The sequence below is a fragment of the Streptomyces sp. NBC_01176 genome, from assembly GCF_045039825.1.
Lineage (GTDB): Bacteria > Actinomycetota > Actinomycetes > Streptomycetales > Streptomycetaceae > Streptomyces.
Genome location: NZ_CP108600.1, coordinates 5,257,985 through 5,271,482 on the forward strand (window position 1 = coordinate 5,257,985; position 13,498 = coordinate 5,271,482).

The 13,498-nt window shown below is 70.2% G+C and carries 14 protein-coding genes; 7 read left to right on the plus strand and 7 right to left on the minus strand.

Annotated features, from left to right (window positions below):
* Positions 1–4 precede the first annotated feature (4 nt).
* From OG199_RS22665 to OG199_RS22680, 4 genes are all read right to left on the minus strand, one after another.
* Positions 5–1,564, minus strand: a complete 1,560-nt coding sequence (locus OG199_RS22665; protein WP_356807034.1) for an SCO6880 family protein — start codon at positions 1,562–1,564, stop codon at positions 5–7.
* Positions 1,561–2,877 carry a hypothetical protein gene (locus tag OG199_RS22670; protein WP_405830994.1) on the minus strand — a complete coding sequence of 439 codons (1,317 nt, stop codon included), beginning with the start codon at positions 2,875–2,877 and terminating at the stop codon, positions 1,561–1,563. The genes OG199_RS22665 and OG199_RS22670 overlap by 4 nt, the downstream gene beginning before the upstream one ends.
* Positions 2,867–3,730, minus strand: coding sequence for a hypothetical protein (locus OG199_RS22675; protein ID WP_405830995.1), 864 nt, complete (start codon positions 3,728–3,730; stop codon positions 2,867–2,869). Before OG199_RS22675 ends, OG199_RS22670 begins: the two co-directional genes overlap by 11 nt.
* A gap of 178 nt (positions 3,731–3,908) precedes the next feature.
* Positions 3,909–4,217: a hypothetical protein gene (locus OG199_RS22680; RefSeq protein ID WP_054232206.1), complete on the minus strand. Its 309-nt coding sequence runs from the start codon at positions 4,215–4,217 to the stop codon at positions 3,909–3,911.
* A gap of 710 nt (positions 4,218–4,927) precedes the next feature.
* Between OG199_RS22680 and OG199_RS22685 the strand changes: the two genes are divergently transcribed.
* The 4 genes from OG199_RS22685 to OG199_RS22700 all read left to right on the plus strand — a co-directional run bounded on the left by OG199_RS22685 (position 4,928) and on the right by OG199_RS22700 (position 8,796).
* Entirely contained in the window at positions 4,928–5,602 is a 675-nt protein-coding gene (locus OG199_RS22685) for an SRPBCC family protein (RefSeq protein ID WP_356807038.1), read from the plus strand.
* 295 nt (positions 5,603–5,897) lie between these two features.
* Positions 5,898–6,656 (plus strand): trypsin-like peptidase domain-containing protein, encoded by a 759-nt coding sequence (locus OG199_RS22690; RefSeq protein ID WP_356807040.1) that lies wholly within the window; start codon positions 5,898–5,900, stop codon positions 6,654–6,656.
* Positions 6,657–6,872: 216 nt separating this feature from the next.
* Positions 6,873–7,880, plus strand: coding sequence for a bifunctional lytic transglycosylase/C40 family peptidase (locus OG199_RS22695; RefSeq protein ID WP_356807043.1), 1,008 nt, complete (start codon positions 6,873–6,875; stop codon positions 7,878–7,880).
* Positions 7,881–8,094: 214 nt separating this feature from the next.
* Complete coding sequence (locus tag OG199_RS22700) at positions 8,095–8,796, plus strand: phosphatase PAP2 family protein (RefSeq protein WP_405830997.1); 702 nt, start codon at positions 8,095–8,097, stop codon at positions 8,794–8,796.
* 84 nt (positions 8,797–8,880) lie between these two features.
* Here the strand turns inward: OG199_RS22700 and OG199_RS22705 are convergent, their stop codons facing one another.
* Complete coding sequence (locus tag OG199_RS22705) at positions 8,881–10,458, minus strand: FAD-binding oxidoreductase (RefSeq protein WP_356799991.1); 1,578 nt, start codon at positions 10,456–10,458, stop codon at positions 8,881–8,883.
* Positions 10,459–10,673: 215 nt separating this feature from the next.
* Positions 10,674–10,844 carry a hypothetical protein gene (locus OG199_RS22710; protein WP_356799989.1) on the minus strand — a complete coding sequence of 57 codons (171 nt, stop codon included), beginning with the start codon at positions 10,842–10,844 and terminating at the stop codon, positions 10,674–10,676.
* A 118-nt stretch (positions 10,845–10,962) separates the two neighbouring features.
* Between OG199_RS22710 and OG199_RS22715 the strand changes: the two genes are divergently transcribed.
* Complete coding sequence (locus OG199_RS22715) at positions 10,963–11,823, plus strand: hypothetical protein (protein ID WP_356799987.1); 861 nt, start codon at positions 10,963–10,965, stop codon at positions 11,821–11,823.
* A gap of 205 nt (positions 11,824–12,028) precedes the next feature.
* The gene (locus OG199_RS22720; protein WP_356799985.1) at positions 12,029–12,217 is read left to right on the plus strand and encodes a hypothetical protein; all 189 of its coding nucleotides are present in this window, start codon (positions 12,029–12,031) and stop codon (positions 12,215–12,217) included.
* A 66-nt stretch (positions 12,218–12,283) separates the two neighbouring features.
* Here OG199_RS22720 and OG199_RS22725 read toward each other — a convergent pair whose 3' ends face one another.
* The gene (locus tag OG199_RS22725) at positions 12,284–12,652 is read right to left on the minus strand and encodes a metal-sensitive transcriptional regulator (protein WP_356799983.1); all 369 of its coding nucleotides are present in this window, start codon (positions 12,650–12,652) and stop codon (positions 12,284–12,286) included.
* A gap of 224 nt (positions 12,653–12,876) precedes the next feature.
* Here OG199_RS22725 and OG199_RS22730 point away from each other — a divergent pair, with 224 nt between their 5' ends.
* Positions 12,877–13,497 (plus strand): DUF47 domain-containing protein, encoded by a 621-nt coding sequence (locus OG199_RS22730; protein ID WP_148009124.1) that lies wholly within the window; start codon positions 12,877–12,879, stop codon positions 13,495–13,497.
* Position 13,498 lies beyond the last annotated feature (1 nt).

Below are 13,498 nucleotides of genomic sequence, written 5' to 3' on the forward strand. Positions count from 1 at the left end.
GGCCTTACCTCCGAATACCGGTGGCGAAGGGGAGCGTGTTGACGAAGGCCCGGTGGTGCTCGCGGTCGCACCACTCCAGCTTCAGATACGACTTGCCGGCCGAGGCGCGGATGGTGCGCTTGTCGCGGGCGAGGGCCTCGGGGGAGCGGGAGGAGACGGTGATGTAGCCGACGAGGTTCACACCGGCGGCGCCGCTCGCGAGGTCCTCGCCGCGCTGGTCGAGGCGGTTGTGGGAGGCGATGTCGCGCGGGTCGACCGTGCGGTTCATCTTGGCCTGGCGGCTGGCCTCGGCCTCGTCGTTGGTCTTCTCGGTCAGCATGCGCTCGATGGCGATCTCGGTGGGTTCGAGGTCCATGGTGACGGCGACCGTGCGGATGACGTCCGGGGTGTGGACCAGCAGCGGGGCGAGGAAGTTGACGCCGACCGGGGTCATCGGCCACTCCTTCACCCAGGCCGTGGCGTGGCACCAGGGCGCGCGGGTGGAGGACTCCCGGGTCTTCGCCTGGAGGTAGGTGGGCTCCATGGCGTCGAGCTCGGCGGGCCACGCGTTGCGCTTCGTCATCGCCTGGATGTGGTCGATGGGGTGGTCGGGGTCGTACATGGAGTGCACGAGGGAGGAGAGCCGGCCCTGGCCGAGGGGCTGGCGTACGCGGATGTCGGCTTCCTGGAGCCGCGAGCAGATGTCGGTCAGCTCGCGGGCCATGACGACGGCGAGACCCGCGTCGCGGTCCAGCTTCTTGCCGCCCTGGGGCCGGGCCGCCCGCGCCATGGCCTGGGCCTCGGCGGCGAGTTCGCGGGTCCAGTGCATGCAGGCGACGAGATAGGCGCGGTGCTGCTCGCTGCTGGTGGACACCATGGACTGGAGCTGGTCGTACGACTGCTGCAGCCAGCCGGGGGACTTCTCGTCCCCGCGTACGGCGACGTCCTTCGCGTGGGCGTCCGGGTCGGCGGGGAGCGTGCGGGCGAGCATCTGGAGACGGGTGACGAAGCCGTCGCCGTTCGCGACGTGCTTGAGGAGGGTGCCGAAGCGGTCGACGAGGGCTTCCTGGTCCTCGCTGTCGCGCAGGCCGACGCCCGGGCCCTCGATCTCGATGGCGGCCGTGACGGTGCGGCGGTCGGCGTGCAGGAGCACGGCGATCTCGTCGGGCCCGAAGGGGGCCGCGAGCCAGGAGATCCGCCCGATGCCGGGCGGCGGTCCGATCTCGATCTCCCGGCCGTCGAGGTGCGTGCCGGCCTCCATGACGTTGCTGCGGTAGGCCGTGCCGCGGCGCAGACTGCGCTTGTAACTGCGGTTGATCTCGAACCACTTGTAGAACGTGCGGCGCTTGTACGGGACGTACACCGCGGCGAGGGCGACCAGCGGGAAGCCCATCAGCAGCACGATCCGCAGGGACAGTACGGGGACGAGCAGACCGCACATCATGCCGAGGAACGCGCCCGCGATGATGAGCACGATCTCGCCGGACTCGCGATTCCGGCCGACCATCGCGTTCGGCCGGGCGCGGCCGATCAGATATGTACGGCGGGGCGTGACCGGATGGGACACGTGGGACTCGGTCGTCAACGCCCTTCACCTCCCGTGCGGTTGGAACTGCTGTTGCGGGTGTTTCCGGTGGGACTCGTACGTGGCGGCGGCGCGGCGGCCGGGACGGATCCGCCGCCTCCGTTCGGTGTACGTGTGCTGTGCGCCGCCACGCCGCCGGAGGCGGGGTTGGCGGGGCGGGGCGGCTGGTTGCCGCTGTTGCCTCCGCCACCGCCGCCGTTGTTGTCGGCGCGGGTGCTGTGGGTCTTGATGCCCTGGGCGACGAGGGTGGCCGGGGAGCTGATCACGGCTGCGGCCTTGCCTTCGGCGCCCTGCATGATGCGGTTGTTGCGGGAGTTCGCGATCTCGTCGCCGAAGCCGGGGACGAAGCGGTAGATCATGGCGCTGGCGAAGATGGCGAGCAGGATGATGGCGAGGCCGGAGACGACGGCGGAGAAGGAGTCCGGACCGTTGTCGGTCGACAGGGCGCCGGCCAGGCCCAGCACTATCACGATCACCGGTTTCACCAGGATGACGGCGATCATGACGCCGGCCCAGCGGCGGACGTGGCCCCACAGATTCTTGTCGACGAGACCCGCGTACACGACGGTGCCGAGGAGGGCGCCGACGTAGAGGAGTGCGGCGCGGATGACGAGCTCGAGCCACAGGACGCCGGCGGCGAGGATCGAGACCAGGGACACGACGATCAGCATGATCGGGCCGCCGCCGATGTTCTCGCCCTTGGCGAGTGCGCCGGAGAAGGTCCCGAAGAAGGTGTCGGTCTGGTTGCCGGTGGTCTTGGCGAGGACGTCGGTGACGCCGTCGGAGGCCGAGACGACGGTGTAGAGGATCAGCGGGGTGAACGCGGACGCCAGCACCGTGAGCCAGAGGAAGCCGATGGCCTCGGAGAGTGCGGTGCCGAGGGGGACGCCCCGGACCGCCCTCTTCGCCACGGCGAGCAGCCACAGGAGGAGGGTGAGGATCGTCGACGCCGCGAAGACGACGGCGTACTGCTGGAGGAACTTGGGGTTCGTGAAGTCGACGTTCGCCGTGTCGTTGACCGCGGAGGAGAGCTTGTCGATGGTCCAGGACGCGGCGTCGGCGCAGCCCTTGGCGAGGGAGGAGAGGGGGTCGAGGGTGGAGGTGAGGCTGGGGGGCGAGCCGGCGGTGCCGCCGGAACGGCCGCCCTTTTCGCAGTAGTCCTTGGCGGGGCCACGGATGAGGTCGCAAGGGTCGTTGCTCGTCGTCGGCGAAGGTTTGGGGGCGGCGAGGGCATGAGTCGCCAGCAGCACCGTCGTGGCCTGAACGGCCGTGACAGCGGCGGCGACTTTGAGTACGCGGCGGCTAGCGGGCATACGTGAACCCTCCGTACTCTTCGACAGCCTTGGTCATGTCGTCGGCGGTGGAGGCCCTTTGGTCGCGTCCGACCGGGACCGGCCCGTCCTTCTGCGAGAAGTCCGTTACCTTCCAGTCCCCACTGATCCACTTGAGTTTGTACGTGGTCGTGTACCAACTCTCCGACACGGGGTTCGTTGATCCCTGGCCGGACAGACCGAAAAGCGATGTGTACCAGAGATCAACGGTGGCGCTGTCGGGACCGGCGGACGTGACTTTGGTGCCCACCGGGATGACCCGTGAGACGAAGGTCTGACCGGCGGGCGCAGCGCCGTCCTTGTCGAGACCGATGTTGGTCAGGAACTTCTCGCTGGAGTAAGCGGCGTCGAGATCCGACTGACGGGCGTCGGCGACTTCGGGCGCGTACACCGTGGCGACGATCGCGTGCCGCTGGTCGGAGTCGAACATCCCGGTCGATCCCAGCGCCACACCGTAGTTCGCCGCCGCGCTCTGTGCCCCCTGCTCGCTGTGAGCGAATCCCGCCGGGATGCTTCCGGGCTTCGAATCGACCGGCCGCTCCCCGGAAGCCGCCGTGGGGGAGGTCCTGGACTTGTCGCCACCGCTTCCGCCGCCGTTGCCCGACGAAGGGGAATCGTCTCCTCCACGGTTCGCGAAGGCGATCGCGGCGATCAGGAGGACCACGACGCCGACCACCGTGACCAGGCTGCGTGAGGACGAGCGTCCACGGCGGGCGCCGCCGTAGACGTCGCCGGGGCGGTCGGGGAGCCGGGTCCGGGTCTGGCCCGTGCCCCCGTATCTCCCGTCGTCGCCGCGGGAGCCGTCCCCGTATCCGGGTTCGTCACCGAGACTCATGCCGCGTACGCCCCCTCAACCTCTGCTGAATCGCGTAGTACGACGGTAGCCGTGCTGGTTTCCGCGCGGACGCGGTGTGGTGACTCGACATCAGGGAAACGCAACCTCAGCCGGTGGGCGCGACGGACAGGTGGATCGGACAGACGGAGGAGAGCGAAGCCGGGCGCCCCGGCCGGGGCTAGACGGCCATGCCGTACACGATGGTGAACAGCGTGCCCAGGGACCCGATGATGAAGACCCCGGTGAGGCCCGCGATGATCAGGCCCTTGCCCTGTTCCGCGCTGAAGGTGTCGCGCAGCGCCGTCGCGCCGATGCGTTGCTTGGCCGCTCCCCAGATCGCGATCCCGAGGCAGAGCAGGATGGCGACCGCCATCACGACCTGGATCATCGTCTTGGCTTCGTTGCCCAGGCTGCCGAAGGGACCCCAGTCCGGGGCGATCCCGCCGATGATTGTGGTGATGTCGCCCTTGTCGGCTGCGAAAAGCATGTAAGTCACCGCCCCTAGTGGGTAGTTCTGCACCCCCTGCCACTGCGCGCAGAGGTCGGGCCCATTCTCGCCGACAATGACGCTGTCGCATGTCGACTTGGCGTCATTGATTGGCGGGTTTCGTACGAATCCCTTGCGACCGGCGCACGCGGGCCCCATTCGGGAGGCGTGCGCCGGTATGCGGAGAGTCGTATGGTCACTCTGTGTATCACGGCAGGTCACGCCGGGCAATGAAGTAGATGCGGAACCTGTGGTGTGGTTCCGTCGTTAACCCCTTCTACGAAGTGCGCGGGACAGTCGCCCTGCTCGCCTCGTAGGTGTGCTGCGGACGCGTCCCGATTCTGACGGGTTGTCGAGCCGATGTTCTCCGGGTCGCGCGTCTGCCGGATGTGGACGCCCGATCACTGTCACGCAGGCTATCCCCGTCGCCGTGGCGCACGGAAACGGGCCGTGGCCGGTCGCCGCGGCCCGTTTCGCCGTCGTACCGGCCCGACTGGCTCTGCAGGGACAGCCGTTGGTGAGGATGCGGGGCGGGAGGCCTTGGTGCGAGCGGTACTTGACGAGGGCTGTCGCGGAGCGGGGGTGCGGGGTGCGGTCCCGTCGCCCGGCGTCGGCTCGGCCGGGCTCGCGGGAAACGCGTGGAGTTGCGCGGCTTCGGAGGCCTTCGGTGGTGAGATGGCCGCCGAGCGAGCGGATCCGAGGAGCACTCCATGATCGACGTCAGCCATCAGATCGACGCGGTGAGGCGGCAGGTCGGTACCCGTTCCGGGAGGGCGGGCGAGGCCCGGGTGGTGACGGTGCGCCAGACGTACGACGTGACGCGCGAGGAGGTCTGGGACGCCTGCACCAACGCCCGGCGCATCCCGCGCTGGTTCCTGCCGGTCTCCGGGGAGCTGAGGCTCGGCGGCACCTACCAGCTGGAGGGCAACGCGGGCGGCACCGTCGAGCGCTGCGACCCGCCCCGGGGCTTCGCCGCGACCTGGGAGTTCGGCGGTGAGGTCAGCTGGATCGAGGTCAGGCTGACGGCGGTGGCGGAAGCCGTGACGCGCTTCGAGCTGGCGCACATCGCGCACGTCGACGACGAGCGCTGGGCGCAGTACGGACCGGGCGCGGTCGGTGTCGGCTGGGACCTCGGTCTGATGGGGCTCGCCGCCCATCTGTCGTCCGGGCCGTCCGTGGACCCGAAGGAGAGCACGGCCTGGCTCGCTTCCGAGGAGGGGCGCCGGTTCGTGACGCTGAGCAGCGAGGGCTGGTACCGGGCGAGCCTCGCGGCCGGAGAGCCCGAGGGTGCCGCCCGGGAGGCCGCGGCCCGTACGGCCGCGGCGTACGGCGGGGGTGCCGGGGACGGGGAGTCCGCGGGCGGCGGTTCCCCGACCGCGTCCTGACACGGCCCCGTGCAGCGCCGTCGGGGCGGCCCGTGTCCCGTCGGGGTTCGGGGGTACCTGGGCCGTGGAGGCCTCGGGGCGGTGTGCGGGGCGGGTGTCCACAGGCTGTGGATATCCGGCCGCCGCGCGCGGAGGGCGTGACTGGAGTAACGTAGCGTGACGTCATTTGATCGGAGTGCGAGAGAGGACGGTCGGTGGGCGTAGGCCGTACGGCGGATTCCGTCGGGCGACTCATGCCAATTTCTCAAGGTGGTTTCAGGATTTCTCTCAGATCCGTGAGCCAGAGTATGAACCGATGAAGCGCATCACTCGTCCCCCTGGTGCCAGGCGGAACGCCCTGTTCGTCGCGGTCGCGGTGCTGGCCGTGACATCGGCCTCCGTGGCGGCGGCCGATGACGGCCGCGGGCCCCTCGGCGTGACCGCGCGGGCCTCCGGCACCGTGGCGGCCTCTCGTGTCGGCGCGCTGTTCGGGGGCAGCGGCGCTCTGGAGGGCGGCCACTTCTGTACGGCGTCCGTCGTGCACAGCAGGGGACGGAACCTGCTCGTGACCGCCGCGCACTGCCTGGACGGCGGCGGAAAGCTCCGCTTCGCGCCCGGATACCGCGACGGGAAGGCGCCGTACGGCATCTGGGAGATCCGCAGGACGTACGTCGGTGACGCGTGGACCGGCGCCCAGGACGAGGACAGCGATGTCGCCTTCGCCACCGTCGCCGACCGGGGCGGCAAGGGCGTCGAGGACGTCGTCGGCGGCAACGCGTTCGTCACGGGGCGGGAGACCGGCGCGACCGCGGTGACCGTCACCGGCTACCCCAGCACCCTCGAAGTGCCGATCACGTGCACGAACAGGCCCACCGTCCACAGCCGCACCCAGCAGCGCATCGCCTGCCCCGCCTTCGCCGGCGGCACGAGCGGCAGCCCCTGGGTGAACGGGTACGGGGAGGTCGTCGGAGTCATCGGCGGCCACGAGGCCGGCGGGGACACCGACGACATCTCGTACAGCGTGGTTCTCGGGGACGAGGCGCGGGCCCTGTACCGGTCGACACAGGAGCAGTAGCGGGGGAGCGCCGCGCCGCGCGCGGACGCCTTTTGGCCATAGCGGGGTGTCCCCTTTGGCGTGTTACCGCCTTGCGGGACAGGGGAGTTGCGCAAGGGGTGCGGCAGGCGCCCGGACAGGGCCGCCACATGCGGTTTCTCCTTGTGTGTGATCGTCCCGCGGCGCGGGGGCCGCCTCTACACTGGCGTCGGCGGACTCCTGGGCGGCGAAGGGCGGTTGACGGTGCGTAAGGCATGGGTCGTGGCGGCCGCTGTCGCCGGGGCGGGACTCTCCTTCGTGATGCTGCTCGTCGTCGGGGTCTACGTCGTCGCGGGCAACCTCGCGAACGGGGTCGGGGGCGGCTCGGTCGGGCTCGCCAAGGGCGCGGTACCGGCCGCGTACCAGACGCTCGTACAGAAGTGGGGAAACCTGTGCGGCGCGATCAACCCCGCGCTGCTGGCCGCCCAGCTGTACCAGGAGAGCGGATTCAATCCGAGCGCCAGGAGCCCGGCGAAGGCCGAAGGGATAGCGCAGTTCATCCCGGGGACGTGGGCCACGCACGGAGTCGACGGCGACGGGGACGGCGACCGCGACGTATGGGATCCGAATGACGCGATTCCGTCGGCCGCCTCGTACGACTGCCAGCTCGCCTCGTACGTCAAGGACGCGCCGGGGAACATCACGGAGAACATGCTCGCCGCCTACAACGCGGGGGCGTACGCCGTCATCAGATACGGGGGTGTTCCGCCGTACCGGGAGACCCGGAACTACGTGAAGACGATCACGACCCTGGAGAAGAGCTTCGCCCGGCCCGTGAACCGGGTCGATCCGTCACGGCAGGCCGCCGCGGCGATCTACTACGCGCAGAAGAAGCTCGGCACGCCCTATCTGTGGGGCGGCAACGGCACCGCTGACCAGGGCGGGCGCTTCGACTGCTCGGGTCTGACGAAGGCCGCGTACGAAAGCGTCGGGGTCACCCTGCCGCGGGTCGCCAACGACCAGTACAACGCCGGGCCGCACCCCGCCCGCGAGGAACTGCTGCCGGGGGACCTGGTGTTCTTCTCCGACGACCTCACCAACTCCCGGGCCATCCGGCACGTGGGGATCTACGTGGGCGGCGGCTACATGATCGACGCACCGCGGACGGGCGCCGTCATCCGCTTCGACCCGATCGACACCCCCGACTACTTCGGGGCGACGCGCGTGACCGAGGATGGCGCGAAAGCACTGCCGACGACGGTCTGAACCCACCCCCTGAGCTGCGGCGATGTATCTCTCTTCGATAACGTCTGCGTGATCATTCGGTGGAGTGTGGAACGTACTGAACGGGACTGTGCGTTCCTGATGACGTAGAGCGGATCCAGGACCTCCGGGCCGCGGTTCTACACATCACGGGGTGGATCGAGCGGCGCGCGAAAGGGTGTGCCCGCGGGAAAGACGACGAAGGGGCCGCAGCACCATGGCTGGACTCGCCGAATCCGGTTCGAACCCCGACGTCGACCTGCTCTACGACATCAACGGCCTCGCCAAGGGCGCACCGCACTGGTTCGACCGGGGCATGGAGCTCGTGGGCGAGTACGGACTGCTGCTGGCCATGGTCCTGCTGGTGCTGTGGTGCTGGTGGACCGTGCGGCGCGGCGGTGGCGAGGGCGCGGCGTCGTCCGTGGCCGGGCTGGTGTGGGCGCCGCTGGCCGCCGGAATCGCGGTGCTGGTGAACGTGCCGATAAGAGGTTTCGTGGAGCGGCCCCGGCCGTTCGTCGACCACCAGGGACTCGATGTCCTGGTGGCGGGCAAGACCGACTTCTCCTTCGTGAGCGACCACGCGACGCTCACGATGGCGATGGGGGTCGGCCTGTTCGTCGTGCACCGGAAGTTCGGCCTGGCCGGGATAGGGCTCGCGCTCGTCGAGGGGTTCTGCCGGGTCTACCTGGGCGTGCACTACCCGACGGACGTCATCGGCGGATTCGCCCTCGGCACGGCCGTCGCGCTGCTGCTGTCCCCGCTCGCCATGGCCCTGCTGACGCCGGTCATGAAGGCCGTCGAGCGGTCCCCGCGGGCCGGCCGGCTCGTGCGGGCGCGGCGCGCGGGGCTCACGGGACAGCGGGCGCGGATTCCGGAGGCGCGGGCGGAGCGGCCCGAAGAGCCCGACCTGGCGGCGTAGCCGCCGCCTCCGGCCGCGGCCCGGTTCCCACCGGGCCGCGCGGGGGCAGCTTCCGCAGCCGACGGCCTCTGGAGCCGACGGTTTCTACAGCGCCTGCGGGAACGAGAAGAAGCGGTCCGGGTCGTACTGCTTCTTCAGAGCGGTGAGGCGGGGCGCCGCGTCGCCGTAGTACGCCTTGCGCCAGTCCGTGAGGGTCGGGTCCGTGTAGTTCTGGTAGGCGGCGCCGGAGGCGTGGCGGGCCATCGCCGTGTGCGCCGAGGTCAGCCAGGACTGGGCCGTGGTGCCGGAGGTGCCCGCCTGCCAGGAGGCGATGTACTGGGCGAGCATCCGGGAGCGGCGGTGCACGAAGGCCGTCGCGGTGGGAGAGACCCGGTTGACCGCGCCGCCCAGGGCGGTGAGCGCGATGCTGCCCGCGCCGCCGCGGACCGCGGCCATCTGGTTCAGGAGCGTCTGGATGCCGGCCGCGGAGATCGAGCGGTCGAAGAAGTCCGAACGGGCCGCGTACGTCTCGCGGCCGAGGGCGCCCTGCGCGGAACGGCCCGGCGTCGTGCCCGGCAGATGGCACTGGGGGTCGGTGGGGAAGGAGGAGCAGCCCGCGTACACCTCCATCGACTCCTCGTACGAGCGCTTCTTGAGGGAGACGCTGGAGGCGGGGGCGCCGACCCGGTCGGCCAGGCGGTCCACGGCGTTCTGGAGTTCGCCGTAGGTGCCCAGGGAGAAGGCGGCGACGGAGACGGTGGGGGTGCCCCCGGCGGCGTTCGCGAGATGCAGCGACGACCAGATCTCGTCCGGCTGGTCCGGTCCCCACTCCTGCCACGCCTTCACCACGGCGGCGGCCTTCGCCCACGGCCAGGACAGGTACGCGGAGACGGCCTGCGGGGCGGGGTGGGTCTTGTAACGGAGCTCGGTGACGACACCGAAGTTGCCGTTGCCGGCGCCGCGCAGCGCCCAGAAGAGGTCCTTGTGCTCGCTCGCGTTCGCGACGAGCTGCTTGCCGTCCGCCGTGATCAGCGTCGCCTGGGTGAGGCTGTCGCAGGTCAGGCCGTAGGCCCGGGACACGACGCCGTGGCCGCCGCCGAGGGTCAGACCGGAGACGCCGACGGTCGGGCAGGAACCCGCGGGGATGGTGACGCCCTTCGCGGCGAGGGCGCGGTAGACGTCGATCAGCTTGGAGCCGGCGCCGACGACGGCCTCGTTCGCGGACGCCCGGATCTTGTTCAGCTTGGAGACGTCGAGGATCAGTCGGCCGTCGCCGGAGGACCAGCCCGCGTAGGAGTGGCCGCCGTTGCGGATCGACAGCGGTATGTGGTGGGCGCGGGCGTAGGCCATGGCCGTACGGATGTCGTCCGCGTGGGCGGCGTACGCGACGGCGGTGGGCTTCAGCGCGTCGAAGCGGGTGTTGTACAGCTGGTGCGCCGCGGGCCAGGCACGGTCGCCGGGGCGGACCAGGGGGCCGTCCAGGTCCTTGGCGAGGGCGGTCCAGTTCGCCGCGGCGCGGACGCCGGCGGGGGTGGCGCCCGAAGTCGTGCGGACGGCGGTGCTGGACGTCTCCGCGGCCCCGGACGTCGTCCTGGTGGCCGCCCCGTCCTTCCCGTTGCACGCGGTGGTGACCGCCGCCGCGAGTACGGCCGCGCCGCCGCCTATGAATATTCGCCGTTGCATGTGAGCCTCCCGCTCGGTTCCCGTGGGACGAGACGGGTGACCGGTTCCGAGGGTTCCACAACGGACGGGCGAAGAACGCAACCGCTACAGGACCGTGATCCCCCTATGACGGATATCACGGGCATCCCACCCCGAATCCGGGCTCCCGTCGGGGGCTTCGCGCCTGCCCGGCCCTCGCGTGCGAGGGCGTGCGGGCGTGCGGGGCAGGGATGCGGTCAGGCGAGCGACGGCGTCGTGTGGGACTCCGCGTCCGTGCGGGCGAGACTGCGGGCCCGGCGGGCGGGGCCTCTCCAGCCGCAGGAGCAGCGGGCCACGCAGAAGCGGCCCTGCTCGACCGTGATGGTCCGGTGTTCTCCGGCGAATGGGATGTCGTCCTGCTGCGCCACGTCCGTAACGTTACCCAAGGCAAGCAAACGGAATCGCGCCCGCGTGACGAGCGCCCCTACTCGTCGTTAACCGGTACGACAGGAGGCCCGGGACGGACCGGCTGGGGGTCGGCGGACGATGGTGGCGCAGCAGGGCAGGCGGACGGACGCGCGCGTTCTCGCGGTCGCGGTGGCGGGGCTCATGTGCTGCGTCGCCGGATGTTCGGCAGGCCGTGCCGGTGCCGAGGACGCACGCCCCGCCGCCGTGGGCACCCGCTCGGGCACCGTCTCCGCCGAGCTGCTGCACCGCGCCGCCGCCACCCTGGAGCGGGCCGGCAGCGCGCGGGCCCGTACGTCGATGGAGATGGCCACCGGCGGGACCCGCGTCACCATCCGGGGCGAGGGTGTCTACGACTTCAGGAAGCAGTCGGGGCAGCTCACGGTGGAGCTGCCGCAGGACCCGGCCGGTGCCGAGGAGCATCGGCCGATCACCGAACTCCTCGCCCCGGGAGCCCTGTTCATGAAGAACCGTGGCGCGGGTGTCCCGGCCGACAAGTGGGTGCGCGTCGACACGGCCACGCTCTCCGACGGGAATCTGGTGACCGGCGGTGCCACCGACCCGTTCGCCGCGGCCGAGTTGCTGCGCGGGGCGCGGACGGCGACGTACGCCGGCCGGACGGAGGTGGCGGGGGTCCCGGTGGCGCACTATCGCGGGACCGCCGACCTGGACCTCGCCGCACGGAGCGCGTCGAAGGGGAACCGGGAGGCGCTGCGGGCGGCGGCGAAAGGGTTCGCCACCCCCGAGGTCCCGTTCGACGTCTATCTCGACGACGAGGGACGGATCCGCACGCTGCGGTGCCGGTTCAGCTTCGTCAACGGCCAGCACAGGGGTACGGTCGCGGTCACCTCGACGACCCTGCTGTACGACTTCGGGGTCCCGGCGCCCGTCCGGCTTCCCGAGTCCGGGGACATCTTCGCGGGGAAGATCGCGGAGCCGTAGAGGTGCGGAAAGCGCGGGGTGAAGGGTGTGCGGTACGCCGTGCGGGCCGGCGAAGTCCGGGTAGGGGCCCGGACCGGAGGGCGCGCGGAGTTGCCGCGCGGGCTCCTCGTGGGAGGCGGGGTTGGGGGCTGGAAATGGCCCTTCCGTGCCATGCGCGGTGTGTAGGCCGCTCCCTACTCTAGGAAGTCGGTGACGGCAGGAAGAGGTGACGCGCGTGGCTCCGGTCGGCGGTACGGCAGTTCAGGACCACGTGGCCCTCGCCGAGATCGAGCTGTGCGGCGATCTGATCATCGCGGCGTCGGCCGCCCATGAGGACCGGCTCAGCCTGGAGAGCATCGACGAGGTGCTGAAAGTGGCTGAAGAACGTGCGCGGGAGAGCGGCACGGAGCAGTAGGTCCTGCCGCCACGCCCCCCCCGCCTGGTGGGTGCCGGGTCGCGAGGGGGCGGACGGTGACGGCCCTCAGGTACGCAGCAGCCGGCCGATCGCCTTCGTGGCTTCCTCGACCTTCGCGTCGATCTCGTCGCCGCCCTTGAGGGCCGCGTCCGCGACGCAGTGGCGCAGGTGCTCCTCCAGGAGCTGGAGGGCGAAGGACTGCAGGGCCTTGGTGGAGGCGGAGACCTGCGTGAGTATGTCGATGCAGTAGACGTCCTCGTCGACCATGCGCTGCAGACCGCGGATCTGGCCCTCGATCCGGCGCAGGCGCTTGAGGTGCTCGTCCTTCTGCTTGTGGTAGCCGTGGACACCGCGGTCGTGGTCGGTCACGACCGCCTCCGCGGTCTCCCGCGTGTCACCGGAGGGCACCGGCGCGCCGGCCTCGGTGGTCGTCATCGCGTCCTCCTGCTGATCCCGCCGGAAAGGTCGGTTACATATACCCCTGGTAGGTATATGGTATCGAACTTCGTTGGGTATAGGGCCCTTGCCCGATGCCGGGACCGGACCCTGTGCTGATCACTGTGCCTCATGGGCGACACTGGGGGACGGCCGGTTAGCCGTGGCCGGATGATGCGCCTAGCATCAGCCTGACCGAAACAAAAGGACCCCGAGGACCTCACGTGCGATTTCGTCTGACCCCCAGGGAGACGAGCTTCTACGACATGTTCTCCGCATCCGCGGACAACATCGTCACGGGCTCGAAACTCCTGATGGAACTGCTCGGGGCCGACGCCTCCGCCCGAGCCGAGATCGCAGAGCGTATGCGGGCAGCCGAGCACGCCGGTGACGATGCGACGCACGCGATCTTCCACCAGTTGAACTCCTCCTTCATCACCCCCTTCGACCGCGAGGACATCTACAACCTGGCCTCGTCCCTCGACGACATCATGGACTTCATGGAGGAGGCCGTCGACCTGGTCGTGCTGTACCAGGTCGAGGAGCTCCCCAAGGGCGTGGAGCAGCAGATCGAGGTGCTGGCGCGGGCGGCCGAGCTGACCGCCGAGGCGATGCCGAACCTGCGGACCATGGACAACCTCACCGAGTACTGGATCGAGGTCAACCGCCTCGAGAACCAGGCCGACCAGATCCACCGCAAGCTGCTCGCCCAGCTCTTCAACGGCAAGTACGACGCCATCGAGGTGCTGAAGCTCAAGCAGATCGTGGATGTGCTGGAGGAAGCGGCCGACGCGTTCGAACACGTGGCGAACACGGTGGAGACCATCGCCGTCAAGGAGTCCTGAG

Coding starts and splice junctions, on each gene's coding strand:
- OG199_RS22685 (WP_356807038.1), top strand. CDS start 4,928: ATGATCGACGTCAGCCATCAGATCGACGCGGTGAGGCGGCAGGTCGGT.
- OG199_RS22690 (WP_356807040.1), top strand. CDS start 5,898: ATGAAGCGCATCACTCGTCCCCCTGGTGCCAGGCGGAACGCCCTGTTC.
- OG199_RS22680 (WP_054232206.1), bottom strand. CDS start 4,217: ATGCTTTTCGCAGCCGACAAGGGCGACATCACCACAATCATCGGCGGG.
- OG199_RS22700 (WP_405830997.1), top strand. CDS start 8,095: ATGGCTGGACTCGCCGAATCCGGTTCGAACCCCGACGTCGACCTGCTC.
- OG199_RS22675 (WP_405830995.1), bottom strand. CDS start 3,730: ATGAGTCTCGGTGACGAACCCGGATACGGGGACGGCTCCCGCGGCGAC.
- OG199_RS22725 (WP_356799983.1), bottom strand. CDS start 12,652: ATGACGACCACCGAGGCCGGCGCGCCGGTGCCCTCCGGTGACACGCGG.
- OG199_RS22670 (WP_405830994.1), bottom strand. CDS start 2,877: ATGCCCGCTAGCCGCCGCGTACTCAAAGTCGCCGCCGCTGTCACGGCC.
- OG199_RS22715 (WP_356799987.1), top strand. CDS start 10,963: ATGGTGGCGCAGCAGGGCAGGCGGACGGACGCGCGCGTTCTCGCGGTC.
- OG199_RS22705 (WP_356799991.1), bottom strand. CDS start 10,458: ATGCAACGGCGAATATTCATAGGCGGCGGCGCGGCCGTACTCGCGGCG.